Source organism: Nostoc sp. (genome assembly GCF_036916655.1).
GTDB lineage: Bacteria > Cyanobacteriota > Cyanobacteriia > Cyanobacteriales > Nostocaceae > Nostoc.
Window position 1 is genome coordinate 40200 of record NZ_JBALFY010000039.1, and the last position, 13472, is coordinate 53671.

Below are 13472 nucleotides of genomic sequence, written 5' to 3' on the forward strand. Positions count from 1 at the left end.
ATTCTCTCCACTGGAAGCTCAATTGATGAAAGATATTGCTGTGGATAAAACTACACTTTGCCCCAGTGCTAGAGCAGAATCAGAGGATAGTGTGGTTTTCGGAATTATCAGTGGAACAGTTGCAGAACCGCGTGTAACTTATCTTAAACAGCCCTTACCTATCACCGATGAACTAATAGCAAAAGCTAGTCCAATTACACCTGCTGAAATTTTTCGGACGGCGGCAGCTTGTGCGACTAAAGATTGTCAACATTTTGATGGACAAGATTGCCGTTTAGCAACACGAATTGTAGAAAAGTTACCGTCAGTAGCAGAAGAACTACCCCCCTGTTCCATCCGGCGAGATTGTCGGTGGTGGCAGCAAGAAGGGAAAGCAGCTTGTATGCGTTGTCCACAAGTAATTACAGATAACTACAATCCGTCTGAAGTAGCAATTCAAGTGTCAAAACTAGCTAACTGTTAAGTAACTTCAGGAGTAGAAGATTATGTCTTTAGAAGATGTTAAAGGTTTTTACGAAAAGCTAGCAAATGATGAAGCTTTCCGCAATCAAATTCAAGCCGTTAATAGCAAGGAAGAATGTAGCCAAATAGTTAAAGCTGCTGGCTACAATTTCACTCTAGAAGAGTATGAAGAATATACCACTCAATTGTTAGAGTCTGCCAATGGTGAAGGTGAACTCAAAGATTTAAGTGAAAAAGAACTGGCAGCAGTTTTTGGTGGATTAACTGGAAAGCCCAAAATTCAACCATTATATGGAGTTGTATGGCCACCCTACCAACTGATGTATGGAGTTATTCGGATAGATGACATAGTTTAAGAACAGATTAAATTTCAAGGGACGGATGGGGATCTGTCCCCTTTCATAAATTCAAAATAAAATCGAAATAACAGATAACAAAAGAATGTATAACATTCAAAAATTTATTTAGTTTAGTTAATCGAGTCCAGGAGAATTTTATGTCACTAGAACATGTAAAAGCTTTCTATGAGCAGCTAGCAAATGATGAAACTTTCCGCAATCAAATTCAAGGCGTTAATAGTAAAGAAGAATGTAGCCAAATAGTCAAAGCTGCTGGCTACAATTTCACTCTAGAAGAGTATGAAGAATATACTACTCAATTGTTAGAGTCTGCTGATAGTGAAGATGAACTCAAGGATTTAAGTGAAAAAGAACTCGCAGCAGTTTTTGGTGGATTAACTGGGTGGGGAAATTCGATTTTAATATATGGAGCGCCAGGTGGTCTCTGGAATTTTTGGTATTTATGAAAAACCCTTTGAATGCTACCGAGTTTTAACCACAAAATCAGACTTCTAAGAATATCTAGGGATTTATTCATCCCTTTCTAGAAAAATTAATTGAGGGTATTCTAATGACTTATCGCCGAATTAGTTATGCAGTTTGGGAAATTACACTCAAGTGTAATCTAGCCTGTCAACACTGCGGTTCACGCGCTGGTCATACAAGGACAAATGAACTTTCCACAGCAGAAGCCCTTGATTTGGTCAAACAAATGGTCGAAGTGGGAATTACAGAAGTTACCATAATTGGTGGTGAAGCTTTTCTCCGTCCTGACTGGCTAGAGATTGCCCAAGCAATTACCAAAGCTGGGATGTTATGTGGTATGACCACAGGGGGTTATGGTATCACCTTAGACACAGCCCGCCGGATGAAAGAAGCTGGTATTGGCGTGGTTTCTGTGTCGGTTGATGGCTTAGAAGCGACTCACGATCGCCTGCGGGGCAAACAAGGCTCGTGGCAATGGGCATTTAAGACTATGAGCCATCTCAAGGAAGCAGGTATCCCCTTTGGCTGCAATACGCAAATCAATCGTTTGTCTGCACCAGAATTTCCCCAAATTTACGGGCATCTCCGCGATGCTGGTGTCTTCGCTTGGCAAATTCAGTTGACTGTACCAATGGGTAATGCTGCCGATAATACTGATATTTTATTGCAACCTTACGAACTCTTGGATCTATATCCAATGATTGCTCGTGTTGCCGAACGCGCCAAACGAGAAGGCGTGCAGATGCAGCCGGGGAATAACATCGGCTACTACGGGCCCTATGAACGACTGCTGCGGGGTGGAGACGCTTGGTCATTTTGGCAGGGGTGTAGCGCTGGACTGTCTGCTTTAGGTATTGAAGCCGATGGTGCGATCAAAGGTTGTCCCTCACTACCTACCACGGCATACACTGGCGGCAACATCCGCGACTATTCACTGCGGACAATTATTGAAGAAACTGAAGAATTACGGTTTAATTTGGGAGCTGATACTCCCAAAGGAACATCACATCTATGGGGCTTTTGCAAGACTTGTGAATTTGCAGAACTCTGTCGGGGTGGTTGCAGTTGGACTGCTCACGTTTTCTTTGATAAAAGAGGCAATAATCCTTATTGTCATCATCGCGCCCTGACTCAGGAAAAAGGCGGTATTCGGGAGCGAGTATTTCTTCAACGTCGTGCAGATGGAAACCCCTTTGATAATGGGGAGTTTGGGCTAATTGAAGAACCAATAAATACTCCTTGGCCAGAAAACGATCCGCTTCATTTTACTAGCGATCGCATTCAATGGCCAGAAAGTTGGGAAGAAGATCCAGAGTTAACGGCATCTTTGCTTGTTTTGAGTTGAAAGCTAATTCAGAAATTTAACTCTTTATGAATAATATATCCACTGATTATGTACCTCTAGCTGATAGTTCAAAATCATCTGTTGGCAAATCTCCAGCTGATTTAAATTCTCAAGCAACTCTTTTACCTCGTTCGGCTTGGAATAGTCAAGTAGCTTATTTACGAGCTATTTTTAAAGCCAAGAAAGCTTTAGACTTGATCGAGAAGAATGCAGGTATTGCAAGAAGTTAGGAGAAATGGAAGAAGAATTCAGAATTCAGAATGAATATCTTGATTCTGAATTCTGAATCCTGAGTTCTGAATTCTTCTTATAAATTAAGTTTTTCTATCCCCTTAGGCTTATTAATTTTTCATGTTCCTGATAGTGGGGTATAAATATCTGTATAATCGCTGTTTAAATATGGATATTGTAAATCTATATTTAGCCGAGAGAATTGGTTGATTATAGCATTGAGCTTTTCTTCAGGCGATCGCTGATTTTTTATTTTAGCTTCGACTAAGCCATTAGCAACAATTTGACAACGGTTTGTTCCAAAGCTTTCGTAGTGATCAAACTTAACATCTGGCTCTTCTGCCAACCCAAGACCAGGAGCTAAATATTTTGTAAATAGTGGGATGTCGTTGCGAAAATAATCTTGGTTAACTAGATAAATATTTTGCAGAATAGAATGCACTAACGGGTAGTCATCCCTCTTAATATAAAGAACGCCTGCATCATATCTTTCATAGCCAGAGTAACTGTAAGAAGCTTTAAATGAAAAGAATATTTTATTTTCATTTAACTGTTGTGTTAAAGACTTCATTATCTGGACAGCGCCTTCTGAAATTATATTAAAATAAATTCGCACTATTGTATATTTATTCTCCATAACATCTATAGGTATAATACCTGTGTTACCTACTGCAATATAAAATCCTTCTTGGAGACAGTTTTTAGGCATTTTTATGGAAACCACTTCACCTACATTTACTGATCTTTGCGAAGCCATCAAGTGAAGTTCAGGATTAATATGTACAGTTAACTTACCCTTGATAACTGCTACGCTACCATCCACCTCCATCTTTTTTACCAGCCAGCCAGGATCAAAATATCCTTGCCCTTGGTTAGTTTCATGTAATTGTTGAAAAAGCCCTACATCTATACCAATCAAACTATCATTTTTTAAATTCTGTTGATTCACTGAATCCTCAAAATCCACTTTCAATTGAAGAGATTTGAGTAGTGAGCCATTATAGTAAATACCGTATAAGAAGCTTCTTAAATGTCTGGCTATATGCTTTTGCTGCACTTCTAGAGGTAGTTTATGAAAGCGATTTTTAATCTCTAGCGAAGTTTCCCAAAGCTGATAGGCTGGATGACGGACACATAACTCATCATCGAACTCAATATTATTGGTTATATCTTCCAATTTCTCTTGTAAATCTTTTGAGACACCCGACAATAAATGATGTGTACATTGACTATTGATCATTTTCTTTATCTCTAATTAAACATCCGAGCAATTCTTAAGAATTAACTATTATGCTAGTCAATTCTTTCTCTTGTATACCAAATATACTAACGAGAGAAATTTCAGGACGACAAAGCAAAGATTTTGCAACTTGAAGAGCGTAAATATCGCTATTTACTAATAGCTTATGATATTCAATTTTTGCTTGTGTTTGAATAATAATCGCTATACCTATAAACTGGAGTAGCTTCTTAAAAAAATTAGGAAAATGTTGTAAAATTTCGGGAAAATTATGCAAATAAGATTGAATAATAATTACAATAGATGGGCGGATGTCTTCTAGTGTAATTTCAGCTGATTTTATTGATTCTTCCATCTCCATCGAAGGATCTACCACCATACTTGATAGCCATATCAGTATGTAATTAGCTATTAAATTTCCTAAATCAAAGATAGGATCTCCCCAACTACTTCTCTCCCAATCTATTATTTTGACAGTAGATTGTTCTTGTGCTTCAGTAAATGACTTTACTTTTTCCCATTCTTGATGAACTAGAATATTAGCGATATTAAGGTCATTATGTACAATACAACACGCTTGCCAGGAACTAATTGCCTCTAATGTTGCTTGCTCAAGACTATCAAAACGTTGATAAAGGCTAATAAATTTGATGTAGTCTGGAGAGATCATACTCAAAATTTCAGGCGTAATCCGACCTTGCAATAAACTAAAAGCCGCACCTGTACTCTGCCAAAAACTACCTTTTTGAGTTACATAAATATAAGCATCTTCATCGTTGAATGTAGCACGATGTATTTGACCTAGTATTGAACCTATCCAAGCAGGAATAGTAACTGGGAATATTTTCTTAGACTCTAAAATACCAGTATGTAACTCTAGATAATTATCCAAGTATCTATAAATTGCAATTAAATTATCTTCATCATAGGCAAGCATCTCTCTGACAAAGATTTTCAGAGAATTTAACTTAGGAAGCTCACTGATGACTTTTTGAAACTGCCATTCATTAAAAATTTCTTGAGAGAAGGTTCCTGAAAGCGTAGGACGTTCCTGCTTAACTATAAATTTATGTCCATTTTGCAATGTGACTACAATACTAAAGTTTTTAGTATTAAGTTTTCCTAATTCTAGCTTTAGATTTAATAAATCTTGTTGAGAAAATATACCTGATTGTTCGAGATATTTACTAACATTTTTGTGACTCAATGAAAACATCATAGTTAAACAATTATTATTTGTTGATAATTTACATTAACTGCCAGCAATTATTACTACTTCACTACTACAAGCAATAGAAGTAGAATTAATTGCAATTCAATCAGATAAAATTAATTTCGTCTTCTCATGTTAAAAATCGATAAACAAGAAGAGAAACTAAAGCTCCTATCAGTCCAAAACGGATGAAAGTAGCTGAAGTGGTTGTTATTGTATTTAAATTGGGTAATGTAATCTCACTAATAGCAATGAGTAGCATTGTAGCTGCTATCACGTATTCTTGTTCTACAATTAGTGCTATGCCAACTATTGCAATTAAGTATGGTGTAATATTCATTGAAGAACCTCAACTATTAGATTTACTTGCTGTGCTACTCTTGCAAAAAGGTCAGGGCTATCAATATATTTCCTGACCTTTTTCTATTGTCAATTAAAAGAACATTTGCTGGTTAGTGAGTTAATTTATAAACTAATACGCCAAAACCAGCACCCGCTCCAAAAATAACAAGAGCGGTGAGAATAGCAGCTCCGGGTGTGACACCACCAATTGCATCACGAAGTTCATTATCAACCAACTCATCTAAGTAGCTTTCTCTGTCAAGAAAAAGACTGTATTCAGGATTGAGATCGTTAATAGTAATTGCCATCTGTATCTCCTAGTTTTTTAACTTATGACAAAACTTCTTTTATCTGGAAGCGAAGTAACCAGCAGTAGCACCAGCTGCAAAAGTTCCGAGAGCAAAACCAGTACCAAAGCTAACTCCCCACACGCTGACACTACCAAGCGCGGCAGCGGTAAATGTGATCACAGGAGTTATTCCTCCGACTGCTGCAACTAATTCACGATCTTCTAGGTCACTGAAAAAGTTTTCAGAATCCATGAATAAGTCTGCACCTGCTAAATGCAATTCGTTGATTTTGATAGATGCCATGATTAATTACTCCACAAGTGTTGTTAGAGGCTCATTAAACTAGCTAAGTACTTATTTATCTTAGCCTTCACTATAAATATCAATAAATATATTGGTTTTACAAGTAAAATACACTGTATTTCGGGACTTAAATGATTCAGTATTTTCATTGGTTGTTTATGTGTAAAACTGCCTAATTTAGCTATTTTCATTAAATTAAGACTATTGCTACCTTTGGTAATAGCTTTCTCTATAAAGTCAGCAAAATCGATTTTTGATATGCACCTAAAAAAAGGACATAAATAATTCACTATAATTCTATATTTTTGCAAAATTTAGATACTCCCCTTACATTTGCCCCCTTGTATAAAATAATTGATCGGCTTTGAACTCTACTCATTTAATAGTAAAATCTACTTCAATTAGCTCAGTCTCTATTTTTAGCCATGCAGAAAATAACTCCAGAATAATGGTAGAGCGTAGTTTATTATCCAGTTCTAGTTGAATAATTTCCTCCACTAAAACTAGGTGTACTCCCTTAGAAGTAAAAATTGGTTTAAGAAGCTGTGGCGGTTTAGCAGCAAAAATAGCAGCAGAGATTTCCGGCTTCAAATCTTTGCGGTTTATTACTCCTTGATATCCACATTTTCTGCGTAATTCGGTATCCTTAGTATATTTGTGGACAACATCATAGAAACTCACTTCACCTTCTTTAATCGCATAGAAAAGTTCTAGTGCTAAATCCTCATCATCTAGAATAACTTCATACATTACGACACCAACATAATCTAGTTGGTTTTCGTAGAAATAGGGTTCTACCTTATCGGCAAATAGATGTTCTACTAACTTTCCAGAAATCAGGGTGATGTAAGCGATTTCCTCAAAATCATCTATAGATAAACCATGTTTTTCTAACCATTCCCAGGTATGAGCAGCACTATTAAGCTTATTAGTTAACCGTATTTGGTCTGCTGCTTTTTGAAGTTCCTCAACCTCTACTTTTATCCCAGCTTTTTCAGCCGCCGCTATAATCACCTTACGGCGAATAATTTGCTCAACTATCTCAGGAATTTGACAAGATAACTTAACTTGGTGAAGAATATCTTCTATGTTAATGATGATAGGTTGTGACATGATATTTATCATAAATTTGGTTAACAAAATAAAATATGAGATCGTGACTTATTGGCTGGATGTAGAGACATTACATACAACATCTCTACATTCTCAATTCCCATGTCTTTTAGATGTAAAGAAGGAGATTAGGTTTTCTACAATTTCACCCCACCTTCTTGCAACTGCTTAAATGGATCAAGCAGAAAATCTATAATCCGACGTTGACGCACAATAACCTCAGCTGTTGCCGTATCCCCAGGATGCAAGGCAATACACTTATTAGCTGAGGGAATACAATTTTGGTTGAGGGCAACTTCCAAGTCATAAGCTGCTATCTTTCCATTAGGTGTTTCTACCTCTATGGTAGTAGGAGAAATCTCTAATAATTTTCCTTCCACCACCCCATAATCTTGAAACGGATAAGCATCAAACTTTAACTTGACTGGCAATCCTCTTCGCAAAAAACCACTCTCAGTTGTCGCTATTTGTGCCCGAATTATTAGCGGCGAACCTTGGGGCGAAATCTCTGCAATCATTGTTCCAGGCTGCACCACAGACCCAGCCCGTTGAATGGGTAACTGAAACACTCTACCATTTACGGTAGCTCTTAACTCTCGTTGCCCTAACTGAAACTTTAACGAGACAATCTGACTCTTACTTTGAGCAATTTCTGACTGAAGCGTAGTAATTTCTGTCTCTAAACTCTTCTGTTGTTCATCAATTTTTAGCAGAGATAGCTTGCTGGAGCGAGTCAAAGTCTGATAACTTCTTTCCTGTTCTTTCAATCGCAACTGTGCTTGTTCAATATCTGCATTTGCTTGCCGAATAGTCCGCTTATAGCTACTCTGTTGTTCTACCAAACGTAGTTTAGCCTGCTGAATATCTGACCTATTTTGTTCGTATAACTGTTGTTTGTCTTTAGCTATATCTTGCTTATCCACAAGATTAATTTCTGGAACAACCCCTGACTGCCAAAGACTGCGATATCGTTCAACTTCCCGCTCGGTACTCGCTAAACTACTGCCTACTAATTTATTAGCTGTTTGACTATGCTCAAGAGTTTGCCATGCCTGATTTACTTGAGCTAATTTTTCGTCTTTTTGTAAGTCATAAGAATTCCTCAGAGCATTCATATTCTGTCTAGCTTGATCAATTTGAGACTGCTTTTCTAACTGCTGAGATTGATTTTGTTGCTGTTGTGTTGTCAACGATACAACTAACTGGCTTTTAGATGAATTTAACTGAGAAAGTCGATTTAATTGTCCCTCCAATTTATCTTGTGCCTGCCGCAATTCTGCCTTAACTAATTCTGATTCCAATACCAATAAAGTCTGCCCAACTTTCACCGAATCACCCTCTTTTACCCGAATTTCGGCAACAGTGCCAGCCACCGCAGCATCTAGCCTAACTGTCTTTCCCTTCGGCTCAAGTCGCCCTCTTGCCGAACCAGTTTCATCCACCTTTGATAGCATTGCCCAAGGTAAAATAATCGACACAAATACTATTAAAAAATACAGCAATCCCCTTGTCCAAACCTGGGGTAAGCTATCAAGTAAATCTTTGGTCGCGTTAGCCCAATCATCAGTTGATCTAGCGGGTGTTTGCTCCCTGAAAAATTCCTTGTGCTGTTCTACCTCATGGATTTGGGTTTGAACCTTTCCATTTAATGTGTTTGGCATGATTTTTCCTGATGTCAATTTGGGATTTTAGGAGTGCAAAGACAAGAAAAACCTCTTCCTTTTCCTTTGGTTTCACCCCGCAACATCCAATTGCTGATGATTGAGATAAAAATAATGTCCCCGCTTGGCCATCAACTCTTGATGAGTCCCCCTCTCAATCAACACGCCTCTATCTAGCACCAAAATTAAATCTGCATTCCGCACAGTTGAAAGGCGATGAGCGATTATTAAGGTGGTTCTGCTCTTCAGAATTGTGTTTAAATTTGTCTGAATAATCCTTTCTGACTCTGCATCCAGATGGGAAGTCGCCTCATCCAAAATCAATAGCTTGGGATTGCCTAACAACGCCTTAGCGATCGCTATTCTTTGTCGCTGTCCTCCAGACAACATCCCCCCTCCTTCACCAATCTGGGTTTCATAACCCATAGGTAACTTTTTAATAAACTCATCAGCACCCGCCAATCGCGCCGCCTCAATAATTTCTGCCAAAGTTGCGCCAGGATGTGCCAAGCTAATATTTTCCCAAATCGTTCCGCCAAACAAAAAGGTATCTTGGTCAACTACCCCAACTTGTTCGCGTAAAGAACGCAAGGAAAGACTGGTAATATCGTGACCATCAATTAACACTTTGCCATCTGTGGGGGGATATAACCCCAAAACCAGTTTAGAAATTGTGGTTTTTCCCGAACCACTCCGTCCCACCAGGGCAACCATTTGACCGCTGTGTATTTCAAAACTAAGATTTTCTAAAACATTGATATCGCTTTCAGGGTGATAGCGAAAAGTCACGTTTTCAAAGCGAATGTTACCTTGAATAGGTGGTAAAGATTGCCGTGCCTGGTGCTGCAAATCCTCTTCTGGTTCCGTATCCAATACATCATTAATACGTTCCACTGCAATCACCACTTCTTGCAATTGATTCCACAAAACTGTTAACCGTTGGAAGGGTGTAATAATATTTCCCAACAACATATTAAATGCTACCAATTGCCCAATGGTTAGCTGGTTGTGAATCACTTGGTACGCTCCAAACCACAGCAAGATGGTAGTTACCACTGCTTCAATTGTGTTGCTGAATATTTGCAGGCGATTGCTGATAACTTGCCCGGAAAAGTTAGTTTTTATTTCCTTACTTAATAACTCTTCCCAATGCCAACGTACTGTCTGTTCTACTGCTGTAGATTTAACTGTTCGCACACCAGAAAGGGCTTCAATCAGATAGCTACTTTCATTAGCAACAGCATTAAAGATTTCCCTAGAAATCTTTTGTAAAAAAGGTGTGGCAATCACTGCTAGCAGGAAATAAGGCGGTACAATAACCAATACTAGTAACGCCATTTTCCAACTGTACCAAAACATCAATCCTAAATAGATAAAGACAGTGACTAAATCCAATAGGATGGATAACGCCTCACCGGAGAGAAAGCGTTGAATTTTACGGTTTTCCTGTACGCGAGAGATAATATCCCCCACATAACGAGACTCAAAGTAACTTAAGGGTAGCCGCAGGGTATGGCGAATAAATCCCACAATCAGGGCTAAATCCACTTTATTCGCCGTGTGGTCTAACAGATATTGCCGCAACCCCGTCATCGCTACACGGAATAAACTGAAAATTAGTAACCCTAACCCTACTGCTGTTAAGGTTAGTTCAGAACGCTGCACCACCACTCGGTCTAATATTAACTGGGTAAATAAGGGCGTAACGAGTCCGAAAATCTGGATAAATAAGGAAGCGACAAATACTTCCAACATTACTAAAGAGTGAGGCTTCATCAACTCAAAGAATTGCCAAAAGGGGGTTGTAGCCTCTTTGGCATCCTTTAACCAGGCTGTGGGTTGCAGCAGCAGTGTATAGCCTGTCCAGTTAGCTTTAAATTCTTGGTGGCTGAGGGTGCGTTGACCGATGCTAGGATCTGCCACAATCACCTGCTTAGGAGTGATTTCATAGACAACAATGTAGTGCTTACCCTCCCAGTGAGCGATCGCAGGTAATTTTTGCTTTGCCAATTGATCGAGACTCGCTTTCACCGGTCGCGTGGCAAACCCAATACTTTCCGCCGCCGCCGATAACCCCCGCAATGACGAGCCATTGCGGTCAACATTGGCGATATCCCGCAGGCGATTTACACTAAAGTTTTTCCCCCAATAACGAGACACCATCACTAAACAAGCTGCACCACAATCCGATCCACTTTGTTGGGCAAAAAACGGATAGCGCCGAATTACACGTTGCAATAAATGCCCGACTCGCTGCGTGGAGTTGGGAAAATATGCTTTGTTAATCTTTTTCTCGCGTGGCTCTACTGCTGGCGTTGACAAAATCTCCGTTTCATGAAGCAGTTTTGAGTCAGATGGGAGGTTCCCCGAATCTACTTGTTGAGGATTACGAGATAGTGCCTTAGCCCATAAATGCTCCCGAATTTGCGGGTATTTAGCCATCAGTGGCCACAACACTTCTTCAGGAATGAAGCATAATTGCAAGTTTACTGAAGCCCTCGCAGCATAAGGTCTAAATTCACCCTCCTTAAACAAGGTAAATTCCCCAAATGAGTCTCCTACCTCTAAAGTGGCAATTAACTCATCGGCACTATCCAGCAACCGGACTTTGCCTGCGATCGCAATATATATACCAGCTTTAGCATCAGTTCCTTGCCAGAATTTGCCGACTTTTGGGTTGATAAATTTAACTTGTTGAAGACAGTGTTGAAATTCCTCTGTCGAAAGAGAATAACCCAGAGTATTGTTGAACTGTTGCAGAGAAACTAACCGAGCAGATATATCTTGCGCCATAAACGTCTAAATCTTTTCCTAATTTTGCAAAGTTAATAGGTAAAAATTCGGAATTATCAGGAATAGCTGCCGATTTTAGGTCACTAATCAAGATTTTGGAACTCGTAGTCTGCTCATTACTGCTTTGTTCAGCATTGCTGGGTTTTGGTAGTGTGGATAATCCCATCTGTTTGAGCAGTCGCTTGAGATGGCGATCGCTTACCTCAATCCCAAATTCTTTTGCTAGATGTTTCGCCAGCCAGTTTGCTGTCCAGCGTCGAAAAGCATACCCATGATCGCGAGGACTGTTGTTAACTAGTTGCTTCAAACGCTCTAAATACTGATCATTCACAGCCTTGGGGCGACCAATGGGGCAATCTTGCCATTGGTGCGCCATCCCAGCCCTGGCTATGTGTGTCCAATGTCGTACTGTTGCTGCACAACATCCCAAGGTTTGACAGATATCTGTTTGAGTTTTCCCTTCATCTGCCAACAACATGATTTCAATTCGTTGGCGGTAAGATTCAGGTAAATTATTGTGCAAACTTTGTAGTAGCAGTTTCCGCTGAAACGGTGTTAAACACTTACCACCAGATGCACTTAAGTAGTTGGTTTCAGGTTTCGCTTGGCAGTCGGACATATACGTAGAATTTGCTAGTTTTATAGATCCACAAATGCCCCGTGCTTGATGCATAATTTATCAAGCGTTTCCAAATGAGTGTTTACACGTGCAGATTATTACACTAATAGCGCACATTATTTTATGTATTTTTTATTTATGGATATACCAAGCTACCAATCATCTTTTTAAATTCCAAAGATTAAGCTCTGTATAAGTTTTGATGAAATATTGGCTAAATATATTAATTAAGTATAATTACTAAATTATTGGTATTTAAGTATAAAAAATAAATAATTGTAAGTAAGTTTTATCAAGTAGTGTCATTAAAATTCTCCCTGAAAGTTTTTACAGGGAGGCAAAAAATTCTCTATACAGGGATCTGAATACTCAAAAGTATTTTCCTGAGTGACAGTTGATTACATCCCGTCAAATGTATTAAATATCACTTCAATCAGCATTAGCCTAAATATTGAGATTTTAACCAAAGGGAGGTGAGGATAAATGTTATAATTATTGCCCCAAATTGACTATTGACTACAATTTACTCCCCGTGTGCATCTACGCACTTTTTGGCGATCGCTGCCTCTTTAAGGGACATCCAAATAAAAAAATATCGAATTAACTCCTGTGGGGTGGGCATCTTGCCCGCCCAGTCTAGATGGCGCTCATGTTGCCATTGGTGTCAACTTAACGCGAAACCGCTTGTCCGCCGGGAATTGAAATTCCCGTCTCATAGCTCAAGTCATCTGAAGATGACTAAAAATCTCCAGTCTACTTCAGTAGACTTAAGCTAAAAGCCAAAGAAATTTATTTTTGAAGTAATAAGTAATGGGTATTACTTATTACTCATTACTCATTACTCATTACTCATTTATTTATTTCCGGGCGGGCATGAAAGCCAACAGATAAGCTATTTCCAGCTTAAGTTGACACCAATGGCAAGATGCCCACCCCACAATATTAGAACTCTTGCAAAAGTTTTCTATGGTATGATAAAAGGTTTGGCAATTTTCGATCAGGAATTTGAGGAGCAGTGAAAATAGAGAAAGCCAAG

General features: G+C 38.9%; 14 protein-coding genes. 6 read left to right on the forward strand and 8 right to left on the reverse strand.

What is annotated here, in order from left to right; all coding sequences use genetic code 11:
• The first annotated feature begins 25 nt into the window (after positions 1-25).
• The 5 genes from V7L31_RS11055 to V7L31_RS11075 all read left to right on the forward strand — a co-directional run bounded on the left by V7L31_RS11055 (position 26) and on the right by V7L31_RS11075 (position 2861).
• Positions 26-463 (forward strand): nitrogen fixation protein, encoded by a 438-nt coding sequence (locus V7L31_RS11055; protein WP_334696257.1) that lies wholly within the window; start codon positions 26-28, stop codon positions 461-463.
• A gap of 22 nt (positions 464-485) precedes the next feature.
• On the forward strand, positions 486-818 hold the full coding sequence (locus tag V7L31_RS11060) for a Nif11-like leader peptide family natural product precursor (protein WP_334696258.1): 333 nt from the start codon (positions 486-488) through the stop codon (positions 816-818).
• Between the two features lie 140 nt (positions 819-958).
• Positions 959-1267 (forward strand): Nif11-like leader peptide family natural product precursor, encoded by a 309-nt coding sequence (locus tag V7L31_RS11065; RefSeq protein WP_334696259.1) that lies wholly within the window; start codon positions 959-961, stop codon positions 1265-1267.
• A gap of 104 nt (positions 1268-1371) precedes the next feature.
• On the forward strand, positions 1372-2631 hold the full coding sequence (locus tag V7L31_RS11070; protein ID WP_334696260.1) for a nif11-class peptide radical SAM maturase 3: 1260 nt from the start codon (positions 1372-1374) through the stop codon (positions 2629-2631).
• Positions 2632-2657: 26 nt separating this feature from the next.
• Positions 2658-2861 carry a hypothetical protein gene (locus tag V7L31_RS11075; RefSeq protein ID WP_334696261.1) on the forward strand — a complete coding sequence of 68 codons (204 nt, stop codon included), beginning with the start codon at positions 2658-2660 and terminating at the stop codon, positions 2859-2861.
• A gap of 119 nt (positions 2862-2980) precedes the next feature.
• On the opposite strand, the gene V7L31_RS11080 is transcribed toward V7L31_RS11075, so the two are convergent.
• A complete protein-coding gene (locus tag V7L31_RS11080) occupies positions 2981-4102 on the reverse strand; it encodes a T3SS effector HopA1 family protein (protein WP_334696262.1) in 1122 nt (373 codons plus the stop codon).
• 34 nt (positions 4103-4136) lie between these two features.
• A complete protein-coding gene (locus V7L31_RS11085) occupies positions 4137-5321 on the reverse strand; it encodes an aminoglycoside phosphotransferase family protein (RefSeq protein WP_334696263.1) in 1185 nt (394 codons plus the stop codon).
• 182 nt (positions 5322-5503) lie between these two features.
• Here V7L31_RS11085 and V7L31_RS11090 point away from each other — a divergent pair, with 182 nt between their 5' ends.
• Positions 5504-5731 carry a hypothetical protein gene (locus V7L31_RS11090; RefSeq protein WP_334696264.1) on the forward strand — a complete coding sequence of 76 codons (228 nt, stop codon included), beginning with the start codon at positions 5504-5506 and terminating at the stop codon, positions 5729-5731.
• Between the two features lie 36 nt (positions 5732-5767).
• Here the strand turns inward: V7L31_RS11090 and V7L31_RS11095 are convergent, their stop codons facing one another.
• The 6 genes from V7L31_RS11095 to V7L31_RS11120 form a co-directional block, all read right to left on the reverse strand.
• On the reverse strand, positions 5768-5965 hold the full coding sequence (locus V7L31_RS11095) for a hypothetical protein (RefSeq protein ID WP_179066981.1): 198 nt from the start codon (positions 5963-5965) through the stop codon (positions 5768-5770).
• Between the two features lie 39 nt (positions 5966-6004).
• Complete coding sequence (locus V7L31_RS11100; protein WP_179066982.1) at positions 6005-6250, reverse strand: hypothetical protein; 246 nt, start codon at positions 6248-6250, stop codon at positions 6005-6007.
• Positions 6251-6625: 375 nt separating this feature from the next.
• Positions 6626-7363 carry a peptidylprolyl isomerase gene (locus V7L31_RS11105; RefSeq protein ID WP_334696265.1) on the reverse strand — a complete coding sequence of 246 codons (738 nt, stop codon included), beginning with the start codon at positions 7361-7363 and terminating at the stop codon, positions 6626-6628.
• A 137-nt stretch (positions 7364-7500) separates the two neighbouring features.
• Positions 7501-9024 (reverse strand): HlyD family efflux transporter periplasmic adaptor subunit, encoded by a 1524-nt coding sequence (locus tag V7L31_RS11110; protein ID WP_334696266.1) that lies wholly within the window; start codon positions 9022-9024, stop codon positions 7501-7503.
• Positions 9025-9096: 72 nt separating this feature from the next.
• Positions 9097-11817, reverse strand: coding sequence for a peptidase domain-containing ABC transporter (locus tag V7L31_RS11115; RefSeq protein WP_334696267.1), 2721 nt, complete (start codon positions 11815-11817; stop codon positions 9097-9099).
• Positions 11711-12490 carry a helix-turn-helix domain-containing protein gene (locus V7L31_RS11120; RefSeq protein ID WP_334696268.1) on the reverse strand — a complete coding sequence of 260 codons (780 nt, stop codon included), beginning with the start codon at positions 12488-12490 and terminating at the stop codon, positions 11711-11713. The genes V7L31_RS11115 and V7L31_RS11120 overlap by 107 nt, the downstream gene beginning before the upstream one ends.
• Positions 12491-13472 lie beyond the last annotated feature (982 nt).